This window comes from Ancylobacter sp. (assembly GCF_965229075.1).
Lineage (GTDB): Bacteria > Pseudomonadota > Alphaproteobacteria > Rhizobiales > Xanthobacteraceae > Ancylobacter.
Genome location: NZ_CBDDIO010000002.1, coordinates 334,804 through 358,535, shown reverse-complemented (window position 1 = coordinate 358,535; position 23,732 = coordinate 334,804). Strand labels below are relative to the sequence as shown.

At 67.1% G+C, this 23,732-nt stretch carries 24 protein-coding genes; 13 read left to right on the top strand and 11 right to left on the bottom strand.

Annotated features, from left to right (window positions below; translation table 11 throughout):
• Positions 1 to 43: 43 nt before the first annotated feature.
• Positions 44 to 808, top strand: a complete 765-nt coding sequence (locus tag ACO07Z_RS07740; RefSeq protein WP_421698181.1) for an ABC transporter ATP-binding protein — start codon at positions 44 to 46, stop codon at positions 806 to 808.
• An 11-nt stretch (positions 809 to 819) separates the two neighbouring features.
• Here the strand turns inward: ACO07Z_RS07740 and ACO07Z_RS07735 are convergent, their stop codons facing one another.
• A complete protein-coding gene (locus ACO07Z_RS07735; RefSeq protein WP_421698180.1) occupies positions 820 to 1,605 on the bottom strand; it encodes an HAD-IIB family hydrolase in 786 nt (261 codons plus the stop codon).
• Between the two features lie 116 nt (positions 1,606 to 1,721).
• Positions 1,722 to 2,522, bottom strand: coding sequence for a MetQ/NlpA family ABC transporter substrate-binding protein (locus ACO07Z_RS07730; protein WP_421698179.1), 801 nt, complete (start codon positions 2,520 to 2,522; stop codon positions 1,722 to 1,724).
• 448 nt (positions 2,523 to 2,970) lie between these two features.
• Between ACO07Z_RS07730 and ACO07Z_RS07725 the strand changes: the two genes are divergently transcribed.
• The 4 genes from ACO07Z_RS07725 to ACO07Z_RS07710 are packed head-to-tail and all read left to right on the top strand — an operon-like array spanning position 2,971 to position 5,925.
• The gene (locus tag ACO07Z_RS07725) at positions 2,971 to 3,201 is read left to right on the top strand and encodes a hypothetical protein (protein WP_421698178.1); all 231 of its coding nucleotides are present in this window, start codon (positions 2,971 to 2,973) and stop codon (positions 3,199 to 3,201) included.
• A 57-nt stretch (positions 3,202 to 3,258) separates the two neighbouring features.
• Positions 3,259 to 4,449, top strand: coding sequence for a methionine ABC transporter ATP-binding protein (locus ACO07Z_RS07720; protein ID WP_421700775.1), 1,191 nt, complete (start codon positions 3,259 to 3,261; stop codon positions 4,447 to 4,449).
• A complete protein-coding gene (locus ACO07Z_RS07715) occupies positions 4,442 to 5,119 on the top strand; it encodes a methionine ABC transporter permease (protein ID WP_421698177.1) in 678 nt (225 codons plus the stop codon). The genes ACO07Z_RS07720 and ACO07Z_RS07715 overlap by 8 nt, the downstream gene beginning before the upstream one ends.
• A gap of 23 nt (positions 5,120 to 5,142) precedes the next feature.
• Entirely contained in the window at positions 5,143 to 5,925 is a 783-nt protein-coding gene (locus tag ACO07Z_RS07710; RefSeq protein ID WP_421698176.1) for a MetQ/NlpA family ABC transporter substrate-binding protein, read from the top strand.
• 199 nt (positions 5,926 to 6,124) lie between these two features.
• On the opposite strand, the gene ACO07Z_RS07705 is transcribed toward ACO07Z_RS07710, so the two are convergent.
• The 3 genes from ACO07Z_RS07705 to ACO07Z_RS07695 all read right to left on the bottom strand — a co-directional run bounded on the left by ACO07Z_RS07705 (position 6,125) and on the right by ACO07Z_RS07695 (position 8,131).
• Positions 6,125 to 6,274 carry a hypothetical protein gene (locus ACO07Z_RS07705; RefSeq protein WP_421698175.1) on the bottom strand — a complete coding sequence of 50 codons (150 nt, stop codon included), beginning with the start codon at positions 6,272 to 6,274 and terminating at the stop codon, positions 6,125 to 6,127.
• Positions 6,271 to 6,624, bottom strand: a complete 354-nt coding sequence (locus ACO07Z_RS07700) for an ABC transporter permease (protein ID WP_421698174.1) — start codon at positions 6,622 to 6,624, stop codon at positions 6,271 to 6,273. Before ACO07Z_RS07700 ends, ACO07Z_RS07705 begins: the two co-directional genes overlap by 4 nt.
• Before the next feature lie 184 nt (positions 6,625 to 6,808).
• The gene (locus ACO07Z_RS07695) at positions 6,809 to 8,131 is read right to left on the bottom strand and encodes an LLM class flavin-dependent oxidoreductase (protein WP_421698173.1); all 1,323 of its coding nucleotides are present in this window, start codon (positions 8,129 to 8,131) and stop codon (positions 6,809 to 6,811) included.
• A gap of 166 nt (positions 8,132 to 8,297) precedes the next feature.
• Between ACO07Z_RS07695 and ACO07Z_RS07690 the strand changes: the two genes are divergently transcribed.
• From ACO07Z_RS07690 to ACO07Z_RS07670, 5 genes are read left to right on the top strand one after another with little or no spacing between them, the layout of a single operon-like run.
• Positions 8,298 to 9,377, top strand: coding sequence for an LLM class flavin-dependent oxidoreductase (locus tag ACO07Z_RS07690; RefSeq protein WP_421698172.1), 1,080 nt, complete (start codon positions 8,298 to 8,300; stop codon positions 9,375 to 9,377).
• Between the two features lie 29 nt (positions 9,378 to 9,406).
• On the top strand, positions 9,407 to 10,249 hold the full coding sequence (locus ACO07Z_RS07685; protein ID WP_421698171.1) for an ABC transporter permease subunit: 843 nt from the start codon (positions 9,407 to 9,409) through the stop codon (positions 10,247 to 10,249).
• Positions 10,246 to 10,956: an ABC transporter ATP-binding protein gene (locus tag ACO07Z_RS07680; RefSeq protein WP_421698170.1), complete on the top strand. Its 711-nt coding sequence runs from the start codon at positions 10,246 to 10,248 to the stop codon at positions 10,954 to 10,956. Before ACO07Z_RS07685 ends, ACO07Z_RS07680 begins: the two co-directional genes overlap by 4 nt.
• A gap of 19 nt (positions 10,957 to 10,975) precedes the next feature.
• Entirely contained in the window at positions 10,976 to 11,974 is a 999-nt protein-coding gene (locus tag ACO07Z_RS07675; RefSeq protein WP_421698169.1) for an NrtA/SsuA/CpmA family ABC transporter substrate-binding protein, read from the top strand.
• Positions 11,975 to 11,981: 7 nt separating this feature from the next.
• Positions 11,982 to 13,205, top strand: coding sequence for an acyl-CoA dehydrogenase family protein (locus ACO07Z_RS07670; protein ID WP_421698168.1), 1,224 nt, complete (start codon positions 11,982 to 11,984; stop codon positions 13,203 to 13,205).
• Between the two features lie 168 nt (positions 13,206 to 13,373).
• Here ACO07Z_RS07670 and ACO07Z_RS07665 read toward each other — a convergent pair whose 3' ends face one another.
• The 6 genes from ACO07Z_RS07665 to ACO07Z_RS07640 all read right to left on the bottom strand — a co-directional run bounded on the left by ACO07Z_RS07665 (position 13,374) and on the right by ACO07Z_RS07640 (position 20,229).
• Positions 13,374 to 14,801 carry an aldehyde dehydrogenase family protein gene (locus ACO07Z_RS07665; RefSeq protein ID WP_421698167.1) on the bottom strand — a complete coding sequence of 476 codons (1,428 nt, stop codon included), beginning with the start codon at positions 14,799 to 14,801 and terminating at the stop codon, positions 13,374 to 13,376.
• 27 nt (positions 14,802 to 14,828) lie between these two features.
• Positions 14,829 to 16,148, bottom strand: coding sequence for an NAD(P)/FAD-dependent oxidoreductase (locus ACO07Z_RS07660; RefSeq protein WP_421698166.1), 1,320 nt, complete (start codon positions 16,146 to 16,148; stop codon positions 14,829 to 14,831).
• A gap of 37 nt (positions 16,149 to 16,185) precedes the next feature.
• Positions 16,186 to 17,256: an ABC transporter ATP-binding protein gene (locus ACO07Z_RS07655; protein ID WP_421698165.1), complete on the bottom strand. Its 1,071-nt coding sequence runs from the start codon at positions 17,254 to 17,256 to the stop codon at positions 16,186 to 16,188.
• A complete protein-coding gene (locus ACO07Z_RS07650) occupies positions 17,256 to 18,044 on the bottom strand; it encodes an ABC transporter permease (RefSeq protein WP_421698164.1) in 789 nt (262 codons plus the stop codon). The genes ACO07Z_RS07655 and ACO07Z_RS07650 overlap by 1 nt, the downstream gene beginning before the upstream one ends.
• Positions 18,041 to 18,943: an ABC transporter permease gene (locus tag ACO07Z_RS07645; RefSeq protein ID WP_421698163.1), complete on the bottom strand. Its 903-nt coding sequence runs from the start codon at positions 18,941 to 18,943 to the stop codon at positions 18,041 to 18,043. The genes ACO07Z_RS07650 and ACO07Z_RS07645 overlap by 4 nt, the downstream gene beginning before the upstream one ends.
• Before the next feature lie 227 nt (positions 18,944 to 19,170).
• A complete protein-coding gene (locus ACO07Z_RS07640; RefSeq protein ID WP_421698162.1) occupies positions 19,171 to 20,229 on the bottom strand; it encodes an extracellular solute-binding protein in 1,059 nt (352 codons plus the stop codon).
• A 174-nt stretch (positions 20,230 to 20,403) separates the two neighbouring features.
• On the opposite strand from ACO07Z_RS07640, the gene ACO07Z_RS07635 reads away from it, so the two are divergent.
• Genes ACO07Z_RS07635 through ACO07Z_RS07625 form a run of 3 tightly spaced genes read left to right on the top strand, consistent with a single transcriptional unit; the run spans position 20,404 to position 23,673 of the window.
• Positions 20,404 to 21,855 carry a 2Fe-2S iron-sulfur cluster-binding protein gene (locus tag ACO07Z_RS07635; protein WP_421698161.1) on the top strand — a complete coding sequence of 484 codons (1,452 nt, stop codon included), beginning with the start codon at positions 20,404 to 20,406 and terminating at the stop codon, positions 21,853 to 21,855.
• Positions 21,852 to 23,012 carry an NAD(P)/FAD-dependent oxidoreductase gene (locus ACO07Z_RS07630; RefSeq protein ID WP_421698160.1) on the top strand — a complete coding sequence of 387 codons (1,161 nt, stop codon included), beginning with the start codon at positions 21,852 to 21,854 and terminating at the stop codon, positions 23,010 to 23,012. Before ACO07Z_RS07635 ends, ACO07Z_RS07630 begins: the two co-directional genes overlap by 4 nt.
• Positions 23,013 to 23,055: 43 nt before the next feature.
• Positions 23,056 to 23,673, top strand: a complete 618-nt coding sequence (locus tag ACO07Z_RS07625) for a helix-turn-helix domain-containing protein (RefSeq protein WP_421698159.1) — start codon at positions 23,056 to 23,058, stop codon at positions 23,671 to 23,673.
• Positions 23,674 to 23,732: the final 59 nt, after the last annotated feature.

Sequence of the window (23,732 nt, the reverse complement as noted above, 5' to 3'; positions counted from 1 at the left end):
GCCGCGTGACCGCCCGGCACCTCGCCACCCGCCAGGAGCGACCATGACCGGCCAGTCCCCGCCCAGTTCCCTCCTTGAGGTCAAGGGCATCGAGGTCGTCTATGACGGCGCCATCCTCGGTGTCGCCGACGTGTCGCTGCGGCTCGGGCGGGGCGAAATCGTCGCTCTGCTCGGCGCCAATGGCGCGGGCAAGAGCACGACGCTGAAGGCGATTTCCGGCCTCGTCGTCGCCGACCGCGCGCTGGTGGCACGCGGCTCGATCCATTTCGAGGGCGAGGACATCGTCGGCATCGCGCCCAATCTGCTGGCGCAGCGCGGCATCGTGCACGTGCTGGAGGGGCGGCATGTGTTCGGCCATCTCACCGTCGAGGAGAACCTGCGCACCGGCACCTTCCTGCGCCGCCTCAGCCGCCGGGACACCGAGCGGGACCTCGAGGAAATCTATGCCTGGTTTCCCCGCCTCAAGACCAAGCGCCGCACCGCGGCCGGCCTGACCTCGGGCGGCGAGCAGCAGATGCTGGCTATCGGCCGCGCGCTGCTCACCCGCCCGCACCTCGTGCTGCTGGACGAACCGTCCATGGGGCTCGCGCCGATCATCGTCGACGAGATCTTCGAGATCATTGCCGGCCTCAACCGCGAGAAGGGCACGACCTTCCTCGTCGCCGAGCAGAACATAGGGGTGTCGCTGCGCCACGCCCATCGCGGCTATGTGCTGGACAGCGGCAAGGTGGTGCTGTCGGCCTCCGCCGCCGAACTGCGGCAGCGCGAGGATTTGCACGAAATCTATCTCGGCCTTGCCAGCGCCTGAGCCGCCGGCGCTCAGCTGTCGCGCGCGCGTATCACCGCTTCCGCCGCTTCAACGAAGCCGCTGCCGCCGGGACCCTGCGTGATCCAGGCCGGCGGCGTCGGTATCTGGTCGAGATACCGGGTCACCGTGCTCACCCCGACGCTGTGGCGGAAGAAGCCGAACATCGGCGCGTCATTGGTGGAATCGCCGACATAGAGCACCGCTTCACGGTCGGCATCGATGTCGAGGCCATAGGTGCTGCCAAGAACACGCCGGGCCATGGCGAGCTTGTCATAGGCGCCGATCCAGCCGAGCACCCAGAGATTATTGACCGTGGTGGCGGCGCCCGCCGCGTGCAGGGCGGCGAGGAGCGCGGTGCGATCCGCCTCCCCGCCGGGTTGCGCGAAGGCCAGGCTGGTGAGCCGGAAGGGCTGATCCTCGGCAAAGCGGGCGAAGGGCAGGGCCGCTTGCACCGTATCTGCAATGCGCGCGAGTTCCGCCGTCACGGCGGGACGTGTCGCCTCCTCGTGCCAGAAGTCGCGTACGAGGCCATGGCCTTCCCGCTCCCGGCGGAAATGGAAGCCGCCATTCTCGCCGATCACCCCATCCACCGGCCACATCCGGGCCATCTGGTCGCACCAGCCGGCCGGCGCCGCCGTCACGGGGATGACGGTCACGCCCGCGCGTTGCAGCCGTTCCAGCGCGTCATAGGTGGCGGCGCCGAGGCGTCCGTTGAAGGTCAGGGTCTCGTCCATGTCGGTGAGGACGAAGCGCACCTGGCGGAACGCATCGGTGGCGGCACGGCCCAGTGGCTGCATTCCGGTCTCGCCTGTTGCTGTGGGTTCAGCATGGCCGAAAGGCCGGGCGGGATATGCCCGCTCGGCCTTGCTCGCGTCGATGGGTATGGCGCCTCCCCGGGAGGCGCCGGCCCGCCTCACCAGGCGGGCAGTACCGCGCCCTTGAAGCGGGTGTCGAGGAAGTCCTTCACTTCCGGCGACTGATAGGCTTTCACCAGTGCGACGATGGTGGGCTTGTTTTCGTCGCCGGCGCGAACCGCGACGAAATTGCCATAGGGGTTCTCGGTACGGCTTTCCTGCACCAGCGCGTCCTTGCGCGGGTCGAGCTTGGCGCCGAGTGCGTAATTGGTGTTGATCACCGCGCCGTCGAGATCCGGCAGCTGCTTGGGCAGCAGGGCGGCGTCAAGCTCGCGGAAGACAACCTTCTTGGGGTTCTCCTTCACGTCCAGCACGGTCGGCAGCAGGCCCTTGCCCGGCGCCAGGGTGATCAGCCCATTGGCGGCCAGCAGATTGAGGGCGCGCCCACCATTGGAGGGATCGTTGGGAATGCCGATCTGCGCGCCGTCGGGCAGGTCCTTGAACGCCTTCACCTTCAGCGAATAGAAGCCGATCGGCTCGACGATGGTGAAACCGGCCGGAACGATCTTGTAGCCGCGCGCGGCGATCTGGGAATCGAGATAGGGCTTGTGCTGGAACGCATTGGCGTCGAGATCGCCGCGCGAGAGTGCCTCGTTCGGCAGCGTGTAGTCGGAGAAGGCGACGATCTGGATATCGAGGCCATTCTTGGCCGCGACCTTCTTGACGACTTCGGCGATTTCTTCCTCGTCGCCGCCGATCACGCCGAGCTTGATCTTCTCGGCGGCGTGGGCGGGGAAGAAGCTGGCGGCGGCAAGCGCGGCGCCGAGAGCGGCGCCCAGCCAGCGGTGGGAAAGGGTCATGATTCACTCCTCGAAAGCGGGGCGCGCGGCGCCGGGGTCTCAGGAGAGGCCGTGTTTCGGAGGTAGTCTACTGCTTTAATGGAATACTCGTTATGCGCATTTCGCAGGCGTTTTGCGCACGAAATGTGCAACGCGGACGCGAAAATCGGAGAGGCTGCCGAGTAGTCTATAAAGTTGGTTGACAATCTCCGGTAGCGGGGCTAGAACACTCGTGCGGAACGGCCCACAGGTCGCCCGTCGCGGGATTTGACACCCGGCAGCTTGCACCGCGTCACCAACGCTAAAGCGCCACGGAGCGACTTCGTGGTCGGGCAATGAGCTTGAGGAGCTGAGCCATGACCATGTGTTGTCGACATCTCGTACGGCCCTGAGCCGCTAATCCCCTTCGCATGTGATGTTCCATCCGGCACCTGGCAGCTCGCCTGTGCCCGATTCCGGGATGAATGAGATGAGTTCCGTTTTCAACGCGGGCGCCGAGGCGCGTCTGTCGCACACGCCCCCTGTCGCCGCAGCCTTCGCGGCCGAGCCCACCCTCGACGATATTCTGGCCGATCCCCTCGTCGCGCTGATCCTGCGCCGCGACGGCCTCACGGCGAGTGCCGTGCGCGCCCGCCTCGACCGCGAGCGCCGGCGCCTCGCGGAGCAGGGTGGAGCGTCCGCGCTGCGCCGGGCCGCCTGAAGGCAGGGCGCCGCCAGCAAACGCATCCTCCGCCCGCGAGCCAATCGACCTTCGAATATCATGCTGCACGAAACTGCCATAGCCGCCTTCGACACCTCGCTGTTCCGCGACCGCGCCGCATCGGGGGCCTTTGCCGCGCCGCCGGTGGGGGCGAGGAGGGAGGAGGTCGCGGACGACTCTGCCGGTGAGGGACGCACGGCAGGCGGTGCTGCCATCGTTCTCGACGACGTGTCCAAGGTCTTTCCCGCACGGGGCAGCGATGCCCCGGTGGAGGCGCTGAAGAACGTCTCCATCGCCATCCCGCCGGGCGAGATCTACGGGGTGATCGGGCGGTCGGGCGCCGGCAAGTCGACGCTCATCCGGGCCATCAACGGGCTGGAGCGGCCGACAAGCGGCGAGGTCGTCGTCGACGGCGTCACCATCAACCGGCTTTCCGAGGCGGCCCTGCGCGACCAGCGCCGGCGCATCGGCATGATCTTCCAGCATTTCAACCTGCTGTCCTCGCGCAGCGCCTTCGACAATGTCGCGCTGCCGCTGGAACTGGCCGGCCTGTCCCGCGCCGCCATCCGCGAAAAGGTGCTGGGGCTGCTCGATCTCGTCGGGCTCACCGACAAGAAGGACCGTTATCCCATCGAGCTCTCCGGCGGGCAGAAACAGCGCGTCGGCATCGCCCGGGCGCTGGCCACCGACCCGCGCGTGCTGCTGTCGGACGAAGCGACCAGCGCGCTCGATCCCGAGACCACCCGCTCGATCCTGCGCCTGCTGGCGGAGGTCAACGCCCGGCTCGGCGTCACCATCGTGCTGATCACGCATGAGATGACGGTCATCAAGGAAATCTGCCACCGCGTCGGCGTGATCGAGGCCGGGCGCATCATTGAGGAAGGCCGGGTTTCCGACGTGTTCGCCCATCCGCGCACGGCCACGGCGCGCTCCTTCATCGGCAGCCTGCCGGGACGGGAGATTCCGCCCGCGCTGGCGGTGCGGCTGCGGACCGATCCGGCAGGGGCGAGCCAGACCGTGCTGCGCCTGACGCTGACCGGCGACGCCGCCAGCCAGCCGCTGGTGACGCAGCTCGCGCGCGAACTTGGCATCGACATCGCCCTGCTGGGCGGGCAGATCGACAGCATCGGGACCCTGCCTTTCGCCCTTCTCTATCTCGGAGTTCCCATCGACGCCTGGGTCGAGCGACCGCTGCGCGCCCGGCTGGAACAGGCCGGCGCCACGACGGAGGTGATCGGCCATGTCTGACTGGATCTCGCCCGCCATCCTCGATCTCATCGTCGGCTCGACGCTGGAGACGCTCTACATGGTCGCGGTGGCGGCGCTGATCGGCACGCTCGCGGGCCTGCCGCTCGGCATCTTCCTCGCCACCAGCGGCAAGGGCGAACTGTTCGAGGCGGTGGCGGTGAACCGTGTGCTCGGGCTGGTGGTGAACGCGACGCGCTCGACGCCCTTTATCATCCTCGTCGTCGCCATCATCCCCCTCACCAGACTCATCGCCGGCACCTCGATCGGCACCACGGCGGCCATCGTGCCGCTCTCGCTGGCGGCCACGCCCTTCATTGCGCGCATCGTCGAGGCGGCGATCCGCGAGGTCGATCAGGGGCTGGTGGAGGCCTCGCTGGCGATGGGCGCGACGCCGCTGCAGGTGGTGCGGAAAGTGCTTATTCCTGAAGCACTTCCGGGTCTCGTTCTCGGTGTCACCCTGGCCATTGTCAGCCTGCTGTCGAACTCGGCCATGGTCGGCGCGGTCGGCGGCGGCGGGCTGGGCGATCTCGGCATCCGCTACGGCTACCAGCGCTTCATGCCGGAGGTGATGCTGCTCGTCGTCATCGTCCTCATCATCCTCGTCCAAGCCGTCCAATCCCTCGGCGAAACCCTCGCTCGGCGTGTCAATCGGCGCGTCCGGCGCGTCTGACGGTCATTTTCCGGAGATTTTCCATGGTGTTGCGCTCTTCGCTCGTTGCCATCGTCCTCACCCTCCTCGCTGCGGAAAGTGCATCGGCCGAAACCATCCGCATCGCGGTAACGCCCGGCCCGCACGCGCAGATTCTCGAAGCGGTCAAACCAATCGCGGCCGCGAAAGGGCTCGACATCAAGATCATCGAATTCTCCGACTATGTCGTGCCGAACCAGGCGCTCGACGCTGGCGAGATCGAGGCCAACTCGTTCCAGAACCAGCCTTATCTCGACAATCAGAAGAAGGACCGCGGCTACAGGATCGAGCCGGTCGCCCTCACCGTGAACTTCCCCCTCGGGGTCTATTCCAAGAAGTGGAAGGCGTGGGATCAGGTGCCGGACGGCGCGACCGTCGCGATCCAGAACGACCCGACCAATGGCGGGCGCTCGCTTCTGCTGCTGCAGGACAAGGGCGTGATCAAGCTGAAGGATGGCGTCGGCTTCAAGCCCACCCCGCTCGACATCGTCGCCAACCCGAAGAAGCTGAAGTTCATCGAGCTGGAAGCCGCACAGACGCCGCGCGCCCTCGACGATGTCGATGTCGCCGCCATCAACACCAATTACGCGGTCTCCGCCGGGCTCGACCCGGTGAAGGATCCGATCCTCAAGGAGGATGCCAAGGGCCCCTATGTGAACCTGATCGCGGTGCGGGCGGGGGACACCAGCAAGCCGTGGGTGGCGACGCTGGTCGAATCCTATCGCTCGCCGGAGGTGAAGGCCTTCATCCTCGACAAATTCAAGGGCGCGGTCCTACCGTCCTGGTGAAACAGTGCGCTGTTCCAACTCGGTGCGGCGGTTCTCGCCGCAACTGATCCGAATGTCGTGCGCTTCGGCAAGCGTTGATGCCGCTCAGGGCACCACCGCCGTCGCCTCCAACTCGACCTCCGCTCCCTGTTCCAGAACGGTAATGCCGACGCCGGTGGTCGCCGGCGGGTGGGTTGGGAAGAGCTCGCGCCGCACGCGATCAAGAATAGGCCACCTTTCCGGTCGCGGGGTCGGTGCCGATAAGCCCGGCGACAAAGACCAGGTTGCCGACCCGCACGCCGGGTGAAACCCATCCCTCGAAGGCCGGTCCCAGCGCCGGCACGGGATAGATGATGCGGCTCTCACTCATGTCTTGCCCTCCCAATGGACGATGCGGCGTGCGGTGAAGGTGAGTGTGCGGTCGGCGACGAGGCCGATCAGGCCGATGAGGACGATGCCGACGAAAACATCGGCGGTCTTGAAGAAGGTCGAGGCGTCCGAGATGACGAAGCCGAGCCCGCGATCGCCACCCAGCAGCTCGGACGCGACCAGAATGGAGAGCGCCGCGGCCAGCGCGACGCGCAGCCCCACGACCACATGCGGGAGCGAGGCGGGGAACACCACGCGCCAGAAAACCTGCCAGGGCGAGGCGCCGAGCGAGCGGGCGGCGCGGATCTTGTCTTCCGGACAACTCGCCACGCCCGCCTGGGTGTTCAGCATAGAGCGTGGCCAGTTCGCGGGCGGTCAGCTTATGAAGCTGCGTGGCCCGTGGGGCGGGAACATCCAACAAAGCACGACCTCACGATGTGAATGTACAGAGATGACGCTCTTTTCTTGGTAATTGTCGCCTGGCATCGGGTCCCGCCATTAATTGCATCGGCGGCGAGCGGGAGGCCGTTGGCCGTCAGGCGAAGAACCGGTTTGCCGGGCGCGGCAGGCCGAGATGGTCCCGCAGCGTGGTGCCGGCATAGTCACGCCGGAAGATGCCGCGCCGCTTCAGCTTGGGGACGAGTCGGTCGACCACGTCGTCCAGCCCCGCCGGCAGGAACGGAAACATGATGTTGAACCCGTCGCTGCCCTCGCTCTCCAGCCATTCCTGCATTTCATCGGCAATGGAGCTGGGCGTGCCGACGAAGGCGAGACCGGCATAACCGCCGAGGCGCTGGGCGAGCTGGCGGACCGTGAGACCCTCGCGTCGGGCAAGCTCGATCGCGCGTTCGCGAGCGCTGCGGCTGTCATTCGTCTCCGGGATGTCCGGCAGCGGACCGTCCGGGTCGAAACGCGTGGCGTCGTGGCCGAGGGCGATGGAAAGAGCGGCGATGGCGCTCTCCTCATGCACGAGCGCGTCCAGCCTTGCGCGCTTGTCCTTTGCCTCTTCCATGCTGTCGCCCACCACCACGAAGGCGCCCGGAAGAATCTTGAGATGGTCACGCGGGCGACCGAGCCGATCGAGCCGGCCTTTCACATCGGCGTAGAAGGCCCGGCCGGCGGCAAGGTCCGGTGGGGCGGCGAAAATGACTTCGGCGGTCTCCGCCGCGAGCTGGCGTCCGGCTTCCGAGGCCCCGGCCTGCACCACCACCGGCCAGCCCTGCACCGGGCGGGCGATGTTGAGCGGTCCGCGCACCGAGAAGTACTTCCCCTTGTGATTGAGCACATGCAGGCGCTCAGGGTCGAAATAGAGGCCCGAGGCGACATCGCGCGAGAAAGCGTCGTCGGCAAAGCTGTCCCACAGGCCGGTGACGACATCGTAGAACTCGCGGGCGCGCACATAGCGCTCGTCATGCTCCATGTGTTCGTCAAAGCCGAAATTCAGCGCCGCGTCGGGATTGGAGGTGGTGACGATGTTCCAGCCCGCGCGCCCGCCGCTGAGATGATCGAGCGACGCGAAGCGCCGGGCGACGTGATAGGGCGCCTCGAAGGTGGTCGAGGCGGTGGCGATCAACCCGATCCGCTCCGTCACCGCGGCAAGGGTCGACAGCAGGGTGAAGGGCTCGAACGAGGTGACGGTGTGGCTGCGCTTCAGGGCTTCCACCGGCATGTTCAGCACGGCGAGATGGTCCGCCATGAAGAAGGCATCGAACTTCGCCGCCTCCAGCCGCCGCGCGAAGCCGGCAAGATGGGCGAGATTGAAATTGGAATCGGGGAAGGCGCCCGGGTAGCGCCAAGCGCCAGTGTGCAGGCTGGTCGGGCGCATGAAGGCGCCGAGATGAAGCTGTCGTGAGGCCATGGGCACGGTCCCTGTGTTGGGAAAGGGTGCATCACCCCGGTGGCGCATCACGCCCCGAGGGTTGGGAGGGTGCGTCACCGGCCTGCCCCTGCCGCATTTGACACTCCCACCCGAGAAATTTATATAGTATGTAGACTATTAGCTTCCAGGGTACGGATCGGAAACGATGTCATTTGGTATCAGATTTGGTGTCTGGGCGCCGGTCCACGGGCCGCGCGCGGCGCTGAACGACCCGGAAGAGCCGTTCGATGCGTCCTGGGAGCACAACAAGGCCGTGATCCTGGAAGCCGAACAGCTTGGCTTTCACTCGACATTGATTGCCCAGCACACCGTCAACCCGCATCTGCCGGACCATGACCAGCTGGAAACCTGGACGGCGGCGGCGGCGCTGGCGGCGCTGACAAGCCGGATCGAGATCATCGCGGCGATCAAGCCGTTCATCTTTCACCCGGTCTTCCTCGCCAAGATGGCGCTGCAGATCGAGAACATCAGCGGCGGCCGGTTCGGCATCAACCTCATCAACGCCTGGAACAGCGTGGAATTCGAGAAGGCGGGCATCGCCTTCGGCGAGCACGATGCGCGCTATGAATATGGGCGCGAGTGGATCTCGGTCGTCTCCCGGCTGATGGCGGGCGAGGCCGTCACCCATAAGGGCACCCACTTCTCCATCACCGACTATAAGCTCACGCCGCGCGACCTGCACCGGGCGCGCCCCACCATTTACATCGGCGGCGAATCCGAGCCGGCGCGGGCGCTTGCCGCCGACCACAGCGATGTCTGGTTCATCAACGGCCAGCCGCCCGCCGATGTCGCCGCGCTTATTGCCGATCTGCGTCGCCGCCCGCGCCGGGGCGCGCCGCTGCGCTTCGGCCTTTCCGCTTTCGTCATCGCCCGCGAGACGGAAGCGGAAGCACGCGACGCCTATGAGCGCCTTGTCGACCTCGCGAAGCAAGACGCGGATGTCCACGCCCTTCAGCGCAAGCATGCCGATCCGAAGACGGTGATGTTCCAGACCATGGCGAAGTCGGTGCGCGTCGGCACTAATGGCGGCACCGCCGCCGGGCTGGTCGGGTCCTACGGCCAGGTGAGCGAGCGCATCCTCGCCTTCCACCGCTCGGGCATCGAGCTGTTCATGCTGCAGTTCCAGCCGCTGCGCGCCGAGCTTCGGCGCTTCGCGGCGGAGGTGATCCCGCGCGTGCAGGCCGCCGGCGCGGTCGCGCCGGCTCCCGCCCTTTCCGACGCGTGAACCCCGGCGAACCGACGAAAGAGCACGGCATGAGTGTTACCACCCCATTCGCCGCCACCGAGGGACGAACCTATTCCTCCGCGCCCCTGCCGCGCCTTCGGTTGGGTTCGAGCGGCCTCGTCGCCCTATCGTGGCTGGTGCCCGTCGTGCTGCTCATCGCCTGGGAGGCGCTGGCGCGCTATGGCTGGATCGAGCCGCACCTGCTGCCGGCGCCGAGCAAGGTGGCGCTCACCGCCTACAAGCTCACCGTTTCCGGCACGCTGCTGCATGATCTTTCGGTGAGCCTCCTACGGGCGGCGATTGGCTTCGCCATCGGCGGAGGCATCGGCTTCGCGCTCGGCACGCTGGTCGGCTTCTCGCGGATCGCCGAGGCTTTCATCGACCGCAGCGTGCAGATGGTGCGGGCGATCCCCTTCCTCGCCGTGCTGCCGCTGGTCATCGTCTGGCTTGGCGTGGGCGAGGGACAGAAGATCTTTCTTGTCGCGCTCGGCGTCGCCTTTCCGATCTACGTCAACACCACGCTCGGCATAAGGCAGGTCGATCCCAAGCTGATCGAACTTGGGCGCGTGCAGGGCTTGAGCACCTGGGAACTGATCACCCGCATCATCCTGCCGGGCGCACTGCCCTCCATCCTCACCGGCGTGCGCTTCTCGCTGGCGACCGCTTGGCTCGCTCTCGTGGTGGCGGAGACCATCGGCGCGCAGGCGGGTCTCGGCTTCCTGGCACTCGATGCGCGCGAGTTCCTGCGCACCGATGTCATCGTGCTGACGGTCATCATCTACGCGCTGATCGGCGTTGTCGCCGACAGCCTCGCCCGTCTCCTCGAACGCCGCCTGCTGCAGTGGCATCCGAACTACGGAGCCGGCCGATGACCGTGCAGCCGCGCGCTTCGGCGTTCAACCATAATGCCGTGGTGGTCTCGCATCTGCGCCGCGCTTATGGCGCCCGCACCGTCATCGACAGCCTCGATCTGGTGATCGGGCAGGGCGAATTCGTCGTGCTGCTCGGCGAGAGCGGTTGCGGCAAGACCACGCTGCTGCGCGCTCTGGCGGGGCTCGACCCGGTGCAGGGCGGCACAATCGAGGTGCCGGGCCGGCCTGCCGTGGTGTTCCAGGAGCACCGGCTGCTTCCGTGGGAGACGCTGTGGCGCAATGTGACGCTCGGCCTGCATGTGCCTGACGCCCGCGCCCGCGCCGCCGAGGCGCTCGGCGAGGTCGGGCTCGGCGACCGGCTCGACGATTGGCCGCGCAATCTCTCGGGCGGGCAGGCGCAGCGCGTGGCGCTGGCCCGCGCGCTGGTGCAGGAGCCGAAGCTGCTGCTGCTGGACGAGCCCTTCGCCGCGCTCGACGCGCTCACCCGCCTGCGTATGCACGGCCTCGTCCGCGATCTCGTCGCCCGCCACCAGCCGGGCGTGCTGCTCGTCACGCACGATGTCGATGAGGCGCTCCGCCTTGGCGACCGCATCCTTGTCATGCGCGACGGTGTCATCGCCGCCGCACACAGGCTCATCCCCGGCCACGACGCTGCCAGCGTGCGCGCTGACCTGCTGCGCGAACTCGGCGTGTCCTCATCTCATTGATCGTCAAGGAATTTCCTTTATGTCGACCTCGATTCTCACTCCCTCCCGGCGCACTTTCCTTGCGGCATCGCTGGCGGGCGCCGCCGCCGCCGGCCTCAGCGGAACAGGGCCGTCGCTGGCGGCGAGCGGGCGCACCACCGACACGCTGCGCCTCACCTGGGGTTATTTCGGCCTGAGCTACCTCGCCAAGGAACATGGCGCGCTGGAGAAGCAGCTTGCGGATCAGGGCATCAAGGTGGAATGGGTCGGCCCGTTCCCCAATCACGCGCCGACCATGCAGGCCGTGACCGGCGGCACCGCCGACTACGCCTTCGGCGGCAGCACCACGCCGGCGCTGGCGGCCATCCTCGCCGGTTCGCCGCTCGTCTTCACCCAGTTCTTCATCTATGAGCCGCGCACGACCGCGATCATCGCCAAGAAGAGCTCCGGCATTTCCAAGGTGGAGGACCTCATCGGCAAGTCGGTGGCGGTGAACCGCTCCGGCCTCGGCGAATTCCTCGTCGTCGCGGCGCTGGAAAAGCACAATATCGACCGCTCCAAGGTCAATTTTGTCTATCTCAACCCGCCGGACGCCGCCCCCGCGCTCGCCGCTGGCAAGGTCGATGCCTGGTCGATGTGGAGCCCCGGCGTCGACATCGCCCGCGTCGAGTATGACGCGCAGGACGTCTTCCTCGAAGAGCGCGACCTGCCGTTCCAGATCGACTTCAACACCTATCTGACGCGCCGCAAATTCGCGCAGGAGAATCCCGACCTCGTGCGCGCCTTCAACGCGGCGATTGTCGCGGAAGCCGAGTGGGCGAACGCCAACAATGTCGAGGCCGAGACCATCGCCTTCAAGGGCCTGAAATACCCGGAAGCGGTCCGCGATCACTTCATCTCGCTCAACCGGAAATACACGCCCTATTCCGTCACCGACGAAGGCTTCCTCGCCAAGTTCCAGAACGCGGCGGACTGGCTGAGCGCGCGCAAGGTGCTGCCGGAGCAGGTGAAGGTCACCGATTACGTAGCGGTGGTGTGAGGGCGCCATGAACAAGCCGCTCGACGCGCTCGCCCTGCGTCCGCCCGCCGATGGCGAGGCGGCGCTCGCCCGCCTTCAGCCGCTGTTCGACCGGATCGAGGAGGGGGTCGCCGAGCGCGAACGCGAGCGCATCCTGCCCTTCGCCGAGGTCGCCCTGCTGCGGGAGGCCGGCTATGGCGCGCTGCGCCTGCCGCGCCCGGACCATGCCGGGCTCACCTTCCGGCAGTTGCTGAAAATCGTCATCCGCCTCGCCGCGGCGGATTCCAATGTCGCGCACATCTTCCGCAATCATTTCTCGGTGAACGAGCTCTATGTGCGGCGCGCACGCGAAGGGCAGGGCCTTCTCTGGCAGGAGGTGGTGGCGGGCGGGGCGATTTTCGGCCTGGGCAATATCGAGCTTGGTTCCAGGAGCGCTGGCGGCGTGCTGCCATCGACCACGCTCACGCCTGACGGCGACGGCTTCCGGCTGAACGGCACGAAATACTACACCACCGGCACCCTCTATGCCGACTACATGCTCGTGCGCGCGGCGACGCCGGATGAGCGGCTGGCCTCGGTCATTATTCCGATGGGGCGCGAGGGGATCGAGATCGTCGACGACTGGGACGGTATTGGCCAACGTCTCACCGCCTCCGGTACGGGCCATTTCCGCAATGTCCGCGCCGAGGCATCGGAGGTCGTGTTCGACGCTGACGGCATCGGCTATGGCCTCGCCTATTCGAACACGCTGGCGCAGCTCTATGTGACCGCCATCGTTGCCGGCATCGCCCGAGCCGTGCTCAACGACGCGCGGCGCCTGCTGCTGGGGCGCAGCCGCACGTTCTATTACGCCACGGCGGAGCGGCCGGCGGAAGACCCGCTGCTGCTTCAGGTGCTCGGCGACCTCGCCACCGATGCCTTCGCGGCGGAGGCGGCGGTGCTGGCGGCCGCCGAGGCCCTCGATGCCGTCGGCGCCGCCCGGGACAGTGGACGCGACGACGAAAGCCTCGCCCATGAGGCCGCGCTCGCTGCCGCCAAGGCCAAGCTGATCGTCGACGAACTCGCCATCCGTGCCGGCGGGCGCCTGTTTGATCTCGCCGGTGCCAGCGCCGCCAGCCGCGCCCGCAATCTCGACCGCCACTGGCGCAACGCCCGCACGCTCGCCACCCATAATCCCGGCGTCACCAAGGCCGCCGCTATCGGTGCCTTCGAGACGAACGGGACCAAGCTGCCGGCGAAGGGTTTCTTCTAGGAAACAGCCGGTGAACCGGAGTTCACCGGCCGTTTCCCAGTGCAGCGTGGCCGCGCGAGTGCCGCCGGGCGGCGTTGAGCACGGCGCGGGTGAGCCACGTTGACCATGAGACCGGAACGCCGCCAAAGGCAAAGCCCCAGACGGCGACCGACGTGTCGGGGGGGCGTTTCAGCCGTAACCGACGATGCCCTTGATTTCGAGGAAGTCACGCAGGCCGAAATCCGCGTATTCGCGACCATTGCCCGACTGCTTGTAGCCGCCGAACGGAGCGAAAAGGTCCCAGTCCGGATAGTTCAGATAGATGGAACCGGCGCGCAGCCGGCCGGCGACGCGGCGGGCTTCGTCGAGATCCGTGCCCTGCACATAGGCGGCGAGGCCGTAGAGCGTATCGTTGGCAATGCTGATCGCTTCATCGACCGTCTCATAGGGGATGATCGACAATACCGGCCCGAAGATCTCCTCGCGCTCGATGCGCATGCCCGGCTTCACATCGCCGAACACGGTGGGCTTCACATAGTACCCCGTCTCAAGCGCGGCCGGCTTGCCCGTGCCGCCGATGACGAGCGTCGCGCCCTCGTCGATGCCGGCCTGAATGAGCGCCTGCACCTTGGCAAACTGGACATCGCTGACCAGTGGCCCGATCTGGGTCTCGACATCGGTCGGGGAGCCGACGCGCACGGTCTCCGCGGTCCGGCGGGCGATCTCCAGCGCTTCCGCTTGCCGTGCGGCCGGCACGAGCATGCGGGTCGGGGCATCGCAGGACTGTCCCGTGTTGGAGAAGCAGGCGCGCACGCCCTCGGACACGGCGGTTTCGAGATCGGCGTCCGGCAGCACGATATTGGCCGATTTGCCGCCAAGCTCCTGGGCCACGCGCTTGACAGTCGCGGCGGCGTTGCGGGCGACGTCGATGCCGGCGCGGGTCGAGCCGGTGAACGACACCATGTCGATGTCCGGGTGGGAGGAAAGCGCGGCGCCGACTTCCGGTCCCGTACCATTCACGAGGTTGAACACCCCCCGCGGGATGCCCGCCTCATGCACGATCTCCGCGAAGACCATGCCGGAGATCGGCGCGATCTCGCTCGGCTTCAGCACCATGGTGCAGCCGGCGGCGATGGCTGGCGCCACTTTGCACATGATCTGGTTGAGCGGCCAGTTCCAGGGGGTGATCAAGCCGACGACGCCCACCGGCTCATGCGTCACCCGCGTGGTGCCGCGCGTCTCGTCGAACTCGAAGCGCCGGAAGGCCTCGATGGTCGCTTTGAGGTGCCCGAGCCCGGCATAGGCCTGGGAGTCGCGGGCACGCGCGATCGGCGAGCCCATTTCGCGACTGATCGCCTGGGCGACATCTTCGTAACGGCGCTCATAGACCGCGAGCAGCGCCTCAAGAAGCGCGAGACGCTCTTGCTTGGACGTAAACTGGAAATGGGCGAAGGCGGCCTTGGCGGCGGCGACGGCACGATCCACGTCGGCCTGCCCGCCGAGCGAGATGGTGGCGAACGGTTGCTCGGTGGCGGGATCGATCACGTCGAGCGTCCGGTTGACCACCGGGTCGACGAAAGCGCCGTCAATGTAGAATGTGAGATAGCTGGACGTCATGGAATGCCTCGTCTCTGTGAAGGCGGCTCAGATGCCGAGCGCATTGCGCGCCCGGCCATAGGCTATGCGTATCGAAGCACCGATCGGCCACAAGCTGTGGAACGGGAAGGCCCTCGCGGGACGCACCGGCATGTCGAGGGTATCCGGCTCAGTGCCGGTTGCCCAGCGGGCGAGTTCGCCGCCCATGGCCGTCGCCATCGCGACGCCGCGGCCATTGTAGCCGATGCACGCCATGAGGCCGGGTGCCGGCGCGGTAAGGTTGGGATAATAGTCGGCTGTGATCGCGAGTTGGCCGTTCCAGCCATGCGTCCAGCGGATGTTGCCGAGAAACGGCCACAGCCGCTTCGCGTAGCGCATGAGATCGGGAAACCCCGCTGGGCCGTGCAGTGGCCGGAGCCGGCTGCGCCCACCCATCAGCAGGCGATTGGCTGAATCGAGCCGATAGTAGACGGTGATCGACTCGTGCTCATAGAGGACGTGGCGGCCGGGCACGATGCGGGCTGCCGCCGACGGAGGAAGGGGCTCGGACGCGACGATGCCGCCATAGACCGGCACGACCGAGCGTTGGAGGCCGGGAAAGAGATCGTCCGTGTAGCCATTGGTCCCGAGGATCACCCGGTCGGCGTCGATCTGGCCGCCGGAGGTCTGGACCGTCCATCCGCCGGCGCGCCGTGTCAGCGCCGACGCTGGCGTGTGGGCAAAAAGCCGCGCACCAGCGGCCATGGCGGCATGGGCAAGGCCTCGGCTATAGGCGAGGGGGTTGAGCGACCCGCCGCGCCGGTCGAGAGCGGCGGCGACGTAGCGATCGGTGCCTGTCGCCTCCTGCACGGCGGCACGATCAAGCCATTGCACAGGGGCTCCCCGCCGCTGCAGTTCGGCCGTCGCCCGCTGCAGGAAATCGACGGAGCCGCTGCTGAAGGCGGCGCGCAGGGTGCCGGTGCGTTTGGCCTCGCACGCGATCCCCGCCTCCTCGACGAGGCGGAAGACCTTGTCCGGCGCGGAGCCGGAGAACGCGACCATCCGGGAGCCAAGGTCCGGGCCGAACGTCTTCTCGATCTCGGCAGGTTCGTGCTTGAGCCCGGCATTGATCTGCCCGCCATTGCGGCCCGACGCCCCCCAGCCGAAGCAGTGGGCCTCGATCAGTGCGACATCCGCGCCGGCGCGGGCGAGATGATAGGTCGCAGACAGCCCGGTGATACCGCCGCCGATCACCACGATGTCGGCGCGCAGCTGGCCGGACAGAGGCGGCGCGAGCGGTTCGGGGCCCGCGGACACCGCGTAGACTGTGTCGGCGTCGCGCGAATCGCGCTCCGCCCTGCGGGTGTGCCCGGGATCGGAATGGCTCACCGACACGCTCCCTGCGCATGATCCCATGGCATCGCCTTCAGGCCCCCTGGAGGACGATGACGTCCTCCGGCGCCCAGGCAAGGCGCACCGAGGCGCCCGGGCGCAGGTCCTGGATCTGTCGCATGTCCCGGCTGCGCACCTGCAAGGCGGCGCCGTCCGGCAATGTCAGAAGCAGGCGGTATTCCACGCCGAGATAGACACTCTGGCGGACAACCGCCTCGACGGTGCCGGAGGCGTCGAGGTGGATCTTCTCCGGGCGGATCGCGACGCGCACAGCCTGGCCCGGCGGCCCGAGCCGCTGCGCCGGCGCCGTGCAGCGCCAGCCCGCCCCGATGAGGGTGCCGCCCGCGCCGACGGTGCCGCTGAGAATATTGGCTTCGCCAATGAAATCGGCGACGAAGGAGGTCGACGGCCTCTCATACAATTCCTGCGGGGTGCCGATCTGCACCAGACGGCCGCTCTCGAACAAAGCGATGCGGTCGCTCATGACAAGCGCTTCTTCCTGATCGTGCGTGACCGAAATGACGGTCGCGCCCAATTGCTTGACGATGCGGAGGATTTCCGTCTGCATGCTGCCGCGCAGCTTCTTGTCGAGGGCCGCCATCGGCTCGTCGAGCAGCACCAGTTCCGGCCCGAAGACGAGGGCCCGTGCCAGAGCCACGCGCTGACTCTGTCCGCCGGACATCTGCCGGATGGAGCGCGGGCCGAAGCCGGCAAGGCCGACGACCTCAAGCATCGCCTCCACCTTCTTCGCTGCGGTCCGGCGATCGCAGCCGCGCGCCAGCAACGGGAAGGCGACGTTCTCGGCGACGCTCATATGCGGAAACAGCGCATAATCCTGAAACACCATGCCGATATTGCGCTTGTTGGGCGGCGCGTGGGCGACGCTCTCGCCATGCATGCGAACATCGCCGCTGTCCGGCGCCATGAAGCCGGCAATGATGCGCAGCGTCGTGGTCTTGCCCGAGCCGGAGGGGCCGAGCATGGTCAGGAACTCGCCCTTGTTCATTGTGAACGAAATGTCGGACAGGGCGGCAACGTGGCCGAAGTTCTTACAGACGCCGGCGAGCTCGAGTGCGTGAGGCGCGGTTTCAGCGGGGGAGGGCATCACGCGTTCCGTGTCTTGAGCAGGGTTATGGCGCCGAGACCGAGCGCGGAGATGGCGATCAGTATGGTGCCCACGGCAGCCATGGTCGGGTCGAGCTCGGCGCGCAGCTGACTCCAGATCAGCACCGGGACGGTGCGCAGTCCGGGGTCGGTGAGGAAAATCGCCATCACCACCTCGTCCCAGGAGGTGATGAAGGCAAATATGCCGCCCGACACGACGCCCGGCGCGATCAGCGGCAGCAGAACCCGGCGGAACACATAAAGGCGGCTCCCACCCAGCCCGAGCGCCGCGAGTTCGAGGTTGCCGTTGACGGCATGCAGGCTTGCCGTCACCGAAACCACGACGAAGGGCAGGGCGAGCACGGTGTGGGCAATGATGAGTGAGGCGAGCGTGCCCGACAGGCCCCAGCGCGCGAAGACGAGATAGACGCCGACGGCGAGAACGATCACCGGCGTCACCAGCGGGCTGAGCAGGAGGCCCTGCACGATGGCCTTGCCGCGGAATTCGGTGCGGTAGAGGAAAATGGCCGCCGCCGTGCCGAGCGCCATGGAAAGACAAGCGGTGCCGATGGCCGTCTGGAGACTGGTGACGGTCGCCGCCCGCCATGCCGGATTCGCGAGCACGTTCTCATACCAGCGCAGCGAAAAGCCTTCCGGCGGGAAACGGATCACCGTGTCGGCGGTGAAGGAGATCGGCACGATCACCAGAGTCGGCAGCAGAAGAAACAGGGCGATGACGAGGATGAGCGTCCAGAACGCGATCGCGGCAAGGAGCGAGCGGAGCTTCATGGCCGTGAAACCCTGGTGTCGGGGCGCCCCAGCTGGATCGTGAGGCCGGCCACCGCGAAGATGGCGGCGGTCGCCAGCAGCAGGACGGCCGCCAAGGCGCTGCCGAAGCCGAGATTGAGCAATTCCGTCACCTGCGCCGCGACCAGCTGGGCGATCATGGTGTCGCGCGGGCTGCCGAGCAGCGCGGGCGTGATGTAGAAGCCGAGCGCGAGGGTGAAGCTGAGCAGCGCGGCGGCATAGACGCCGGGCAGGGTCAGCGGCAGGAAGACCTTGAAGAAGCAGCGCAACGGCCCGGCGCCACAGATGCGCGAGGCCTCCAGCAGCCTGATGTCCACCTTGCGCATGGCGGCGAAGATCGGCAGCACCGCATAGGGCAGCAAGATGTGCGTCATGCCAATGACGACGGAAAGCTTGTTGCGGATGAGCTGGATCGGCGCGTCGGTGAGGCCGATGTCCATCAGGAGCCGGTTCACCAGCCCGCTGTCCTGCAGCAGAATCATCCAGGAAAAGCTACGCAGCAGAAGGCTGACCCAGAAGGGCAGCAGCAGACACATCGCCAGCAGGGCGAATAGCACGCGGCCCGCCCGCACCATCGCATAGGCATAGGGGTAGGCAAGCAGCAGGCAGATGACGGTCACGATGGCAGAGGTCTGGAACGTCTGCAGGATTACCCGGCCGTACAGCGGTGTGCTCCACAGGCGGGCGTAATTCGCCAACGAGCCCTCCGGCACGCTTGAGGCCAGCACAAGCGCCAGCGGATAGACGAAGAACGCCGCGAGGAACAGGAGCGCGGGTACGCCGAGCAGGGCGACCGCGCTGCGGCGCCGCCGGGCCGGCTGCGGCGCCGGTGCGCCGCCATGGGCGAAGTCCGTTCCGGAAGGGGCATGGGCTGCTGACATCGTGTTCTCTTCGTGCCCGCCCGCGCCACACGTCACGCGCGTCGCGAGCTTGGTCCGGCATCCCGGATGCCGACCGGTCACAGCCGGCGTCCGGGCATGATCGCGCGGGGGCTAGATCGTTTCACCGTTTCACGGAAACAGTGAAATGATCTAATTCTTTGCTTCGTCGCGTTTTCTTCACGCGAACCGGTATCCACTTCGCACGAAAACGCTCGAGGCGGGGCCGGTCACAGCAGCAGCCATTCCTGGAAGCGCTCGTTCACGGCGGTTTCGTTTGCCGACCACCACTGGTAATCGACCTCCACCTTCGTCGCGAGATGATCCGTGGGCAGATTGCCCTTGAAGGGGCTGTCGATGAGCGGGACGGCGGCCTTGTTGGTCGGGCCATAGGGCATGAGGGCGGCAAAAGCGGCCTGCGCCTCCGGCGAGGTGAACACCTTCAGCGCTTCCATCGCCTGCTTGCGGTATTTCGTGCCCTTGGGAACGACCCAATAGGCGTTCTGCGTGGTCCATTGGCCCCAGGCAATGGCGACCGGGGCGGATTTCGCCGCCTGAAGGCCGCGCCCCACCCACACCAGACCCATGCTGGCCTCGCCGCTGGTCAGGAACTGTTCGGACTGCGAGCCGGTCTCCCACCAGATCAGGTGGTCGCGGATGGTGTCGAGCTTCTTGAGCGCCCGGTCGATGTCGAGCGGATAGAGATCCTTCGGCGCCACGCCATCCGCCAGCAGCGCAGCCTCGAAAACGCCGCCCGAGGCATATTTCCAGACCGCGCGCTTGCCGGGAAACGCTTTCACGTCGAAGAAGTCGGCGAAACCTGCCGGCCTCTTGCCGTCGAACTTGTCGGTACGATAGGCGATGACCGTGCCTTCGACATCGGCGCCGAGGCGGTAGTCGCCCGCATAGCCCGGCAGGAAGGTGCCCCGGTCGATGACGCCGTAGTCTATGGCTTCCAGCCATTTGGCCTGGGCCGCCTGGCCGAAATTATCGGCGACGACGACGATGTCCCAGGTGACATTGCCGGCATCGGCCATGGCAATGATCTTCGCATCGCTGGACGGGCTGTCCTGTCGAACGGAAAGGCCTGTGGGCAGACGGTCGAACATCGCCTTGGCCTGCGCCTCCTGATAGGCGCCGCCATAGCTGGCGACCGTCAGGACCGTGCCGTCAGCGGCCCGGACCGTGCCCACCCAGGCCGGCATCGCCGATGTGAAGAGGCCTGCCGCGCCGATGCCCATGCCCTTGAGTACCGCACGGCGCGAGCTGCTGCTCTTGTCCTTGTCCATGAACATTCCCCTGGAAACGGCCGCATCGCTCGGCCCTGGCGCTAGATTGACACCATGCCTCGCGGGACGGCAACAGCATTTTTCGTAAAAATGAAAATCTGTTGCCATTTTCATTTTTATGGATGCTAGATTGCTGAACGCTCGCAACATTCTGAAGATTGGAGGGGCTGCGCTGTGAACGAGCCGGTGAGCTTCTTTTGGAACGGCCGCGCCGTAGCCGGACAGGCGGGGGAGAGCCTCGCGGCCGCGCTGTGGCGGGCGGGCATCCGCACGACAGCGAGCACGCGCAAGCGGCACCGACCGCTGGGGCCGTCGGGCAGCTTCATCGCCGGTTGTCTCGCCGGCGTGGACGGGCGCCCGAACACCCGCCTCGATCGCGTGTTTCTGGCCGAGCCGGTGAGGGCGACGGAGCAGAACACCTGGCCCAGCCCCCGCTTCGATCTCCTGCGCGCCGCGCGCCTGTTGCCGGCGCGCCTCGTCTATGGCGGCTTCGAGCATGGCGCTTTCGCGCCGGGCCATCCCCGCCTGTTCGCCGTGTGGGAGCGGATGCTCGCCTTCCTCGCCGGTGTGGGTGACGCGGCGCATGTCGAAGAGGGGCCCTTGCCGCAGGGACGTCGTATCGCCGTGGACGTTCTCATCGTCGGCGGCGGCGTTGCCGGGCGCGCCGCCGCGAACGCGGCCGTGGCCGAAGGACGGTCCGTTGCCCTGGTTTCCCTCTCGCGGGAGCCCGGCAGCTTCGCCCGCTCGCTTGGTGTGGAACTGCCGCCGCTCGACCCGCGTGTCGAGATCTTCAGCCGGACCGAGGTATTCGGCATCTATCGCAAGGGAGGGCTCGTCGCGGCGGCGCCGTTCGATCCGCGGCAGGGTGCGCTTATCTTCACGCCGGGGCGCACCGTGCTCGCCGTTGGTCGTCGCTCCATTCCTCCTCTGGTGCGCGGCAATCATCTGCCGGGCGTCGTGGATGCGCACTTCGCCCTGTCGCTGGCGGTCGACGCCGGTGTCGCGCTCGGGCGGCGGGTGGTGGTCGTGGGCACAGGCGCCGAGACGGCGATTGCCACGCGGCTGAAGAATGCCGGAGCCAATGTCGTTGCCGTCGCGTCCGTCGGGAAGCTGCAGGGCATTCTCGGCCGCAACGCGGTGACGGGCGCGGTTCTCGACCGCCGCTTCGCCTGTGACTGCCTGGTGCATGCCGGGCCTTGGCGCGTCGATCCGGGTCTCGGTTTTCAGGCGATGGCCGAGGGGCTCGGCCAATTGGGAACCTCCACCGATGCCGGTTCCTCGGTATCCGTCATCGGAGCGGCTGCAGCGGAGCCGGACAGCATCCTGCTGCCGGAGCGCCTCGATGCGGATGCCTATGTCTGCCCCTGCATGGATGTGACAATTGGAGAGGTCCTGCACCGCATCCGTGAGGGTGAGACCGATCTTGAGGTGCTGAAGCGCCTCACCTCCTGCGGCATGGGTCCGTGCCAGGGCTTTCCCTGCTGGGAGATGCTCGCCGCCGTCGTCGCGAAAGCAGCACCGCAGGCGGCCCAGGCGGTGCCGCGCCCCAGCCACCGCGCGCCGCGTCGCGCCCTCACCGTGGCGCAGGCCGCGGGCCTGCATGGACTGGTGGAGCCCGACCGGTGAGCACCTCCTCCCATGGCCTTCCTTCCAAGGCATCCGTCGTCATCGTCGGCGGTGGCATCCAGGGCCTCGCCTGTGCCTTCAATCTCGCGGAACTCGGGGTCACCGGGGTGGTGGTGCTCGATGCCGGCTACTGGCAGGGCGGCGCCTCCGGGCGCAACGGTACGCTGATCCGTGGCGGTTTCGGCACGCCCGAATGGACTGGCCTGTTCCAGTACTCCAACCAGGCGTGGCAGACCCTTTCGCGCAGCCTCGGCCACAACGCCATGTTCACCCGGCGGGGCTACATGATGGTGGCGGAGACCGACCGTACTGCGGACATGCTGCATTCCATCACCGGCATTCATGCGCAGCATGGTGTGCGCCATGAAATGATCCGCGGCGCGCGGATGGCCGAGGTCCTGCCGGCCATTGACGGGCGGCAGGTGAAATGCGCGCTGATGCTGCCGGATGGAGGCGTCGCCCCGCATCATGCCGCGATGAAGGCCCTGCTTCACGCCTGCGAGGACCGTGGAGTCCTGGTGCGCTACCGCACGCCGGTCACCGGCATTGAGCGCACCGGCGGGCGGGTCGGCGCCGTCACGGTGGGCGATCACCGCATCGCGGCGGACAGCGTGATGGTGGCCGCCGGCGGCCACAATCCGGAAGTGGCCGCTCTGGCGGGCGTGACGCTTCCCGGCTTCGGCATGCGCATTGAGGCGATGGCACTCGAGCCGGTGCGCCCGCTCATCCGTCCCGCCATCGCGCTGATCGACAGCCTCTGCTACCTGCACCAGACCGGCCGTGGCGAGGTGGTCGGCGGCACGGAGGTGCCCGAGCGCCCACGGATGAGCCTAAGCACCGATCTTCCCGTGCTGGCGCAAACGGCCGCCGTCTACGCGCGGCTGTTCCCCCGGCTGCGCACACTGCGCGTGCTGCGGCACTGGGCCGGATTGATCCACGCCACGCCTGACTATGCTCCGTTGATCGGCGAGCACCCCGATCTCAAGGATCTATGGTTCAGCGCCGGCTGGTCCTATGGCTGGGCAGGTGGCCCGGGAACCGGCATACTTCTTGCGCGCGCGATTGCGAGGGGCGAGGTCGACAGCCGGATCGCGCCTTTCGCCATCGACCGGTTCGCGCGAGGCAAGCCGTTGAAAGACCCTGCAATCGTGCTTTGATCGTTGGCGCTTCGCCGCTCTTTCCCTTCTGCCGAGGATGCTTATGACGCCGGAAACCGCCGAACCGACCACGCCGTCCGCGCAGAACGAGCGCGAGATCGATACGGCGCAGCGCGAGGTCGGACGCAGGATCAAGGCGTTGCGGCTGTCCAACAGCCTGACCCTGACCCAGCTTTCGGAAAAGACGGGACTGTCGATTGGTACACTGTCGCAGATCGAGCGCGGACTGACATCGCCGACCGTGCGAACCCTGTTCGGGCTCGGCACGGCGCTCGGCGTGTCACCGGCCTGGATTCTCGATCCCGCCGTCTCGGGCGGCGGCGAGGATCCGTTTGTGACCCGCTCCGGCCGTGGCCAGTTGCTGATCAGCAATCGTGGCCTTGAGAAGGTCATCATCACCCCTCCCGCCGCTTCGCGGCTGAAGGCCTTTCTCGTCAACCTCGACCCCGGCGCGAGTTCGGGAGACGAGCCCTATTCCCATAATGGGCAGGAGGTCGGCTATGTCGTTTCCGGCTCGATGGAGCTGGAGATCGGCGACAAGAGCTACGTGCTGAACGCGGGCGACTGCTTTGCCTTCGACAGCGATATCGCCCATCGGTTCTGGAACAGCGGCAGCAAGGCGGCCTCCATTCTGTGGGTGAACGCGCCCACGTCTTCCTAGCGGCGTCGCGGCTGGTAACGCCACCGACAGTGAGCAAGGCCCGCGCCTGCGCGGGCTCA

What these genes read in the sequence shown, in the direction of transcription:
- ACO07Z_RS07740 (WP_421698181.1), top strand. Translation starts at nt 44, where the DNA reads ATGACCGGCCAGTCCCCGCCCAGTTCCCTCCTTGAGGTCAAGGGCATC.
- ACO07Z_RS07735 (WP_421698180.1), bottom strand. Translation starts at nt 1,605, where the DNA reads ATGCAGCCACTGGGCCGTGCCGCCACCGATGCGTTCCGCCAGGTGCGC.
- ACO07Z_RS07730 (WP_421698179.1), bottom strand. Translation starts at nt 2,522, where the DNA reads ATGACCCTTTCCCACCGCTGGCTGGGCGCCGCTCTCGGCGCCGCGCTT.
- ACO07Z_RS07725 (WP_421698178.1), top strand. Translation starts at nt 2,971, where the DNA reads ATGAGTTCCGTTTTCAACGCGGGCGCCGAGGCGCGTCTGTCGCACACG.
- ACO07Z_RS07715 (WP_421698177.1), top strand. Translation starts at nt 4,442, where the DNA reads ATGTCTGACTGGATCTCGCCCGCCATCCTCGATCTCATCGTCGGCTCG.
- ACO07Z_RS07710 (WP_421698176.1), top strand. Translation starts at nt 5,143, where the DNA reads ATGGTGTTGCGCTCTTCGCTCGTTGCCATCGTCCTCACCCTCCTCGCT.
- ACO07Z_RS07705 (WP_421698175.1), bottom strand. Translation starts at nt 6,274, where the DNA reads ATGAGTGAGAGCCGCATCATCTATCCCGTGCCGGCGCTGGGACCGGCC.
- ACO07Z_RS07700 (WP_421698174.1), bottom strand. Translation starts at nt 6,624, where the DNA reads ATGCTGAACACCCAGGCGGGCGTGGCGAGTTGTCCGGAAGACAAGATC.
- ACO07Z_RS07695 (WP_421698173.1), bottom strand. Translation starts at nt 8,131, where the DNA reads ATGGCCTCACGACAGCTTCATCTCGGCGCCTTCATGCGCCCGACCAGC.
- ACO07Z_RS07690 (WP_421698172.1), top strand. Translation starts at nt 8,298, where the DNA reads ATGTCATTTGGTATCAGATTTGGTGTCTGGGCGCCGGTCCACGGGCCG.
- ACO07Z_RS07685 (WP_421698171.1), top strand. Translation starts at nt 9,407, where the DNA reads ATGAGTGTTACCACCCCATTCGCCGCCACCGAGGGACGAACCTATTCC.
- ACO07Z_RS07680 (WP_421698170.1), top strand. Translation starts at nt 10,246, where the DNA reads ATGACCGTGCAGCCGCGCGCTTCGGCGTTCAACCATAATGCCGTGGTG.
- ACO07Z_RS07675 (WP_421698169.1), top strand. Translation starts at nt 10,976, where the DNA reads ATGTCGACCTCGATTCTCACTCCCTCCCGGCGCACTTTCCTTGCGGCA.
- ACO07Z_RS07670 (WP_421698168.1), top strand. Translation starts at nt 11,982, where the DNA reads ATGAACAAGCCGCTCGACGCGCTCGCCCTGCGTCCGCCCGCCGATGGC.
- ACO07Z_RS07665 (WP_421698167.1), bottom strand. Translation starts at nt 14,801, where the DNA reads ATGACGTCCAGCTATCTCACATTCTACATTGACGGCGCTTTCGTCGAC.
- ACO07Z_RS07655 (WP_421698165.1), bottom strand. Translation starts at nt 17,256, where the DNA reads ATGCCCTCCCCCGCTGAAACCGCGCCTCACGCACTCGAGCTCGCCGGC.
- ACO07Z_RS07650 (WP_421698164.1), bottom strand. Translation starts at nt 18,044, where the DNA reads ATGAAGCTCCGCTCGCTCCTTGCCGCGATCGCGTTCTGGACGCTCATC.
- ACO07Z_RS07645 (WP_421698163.1), bottom strand. Translation starts at nt 18,943, where the DNA reads ATGTCAGCAGCCCATGCCCCTTCCGGAACGGACTTCGCCCATGGCGGC.
- ACO07Z_RS07640 (WP_421698162.1), bottom strand. Translation starts at nt 20,229, where the DNA reads ATGGACAAGGACAAGAGCAGCAGCTCGCGCCGTGCGGTACTCAAGGGC.
- ACO07Z_RS07625 (WP_421698159.1), top strand. Translation starts at nt 23,056, where the DNA reads ATGACGCCGGAAACCGCCGAACCGACCACGCCGTCCGCGCAGAACGAG.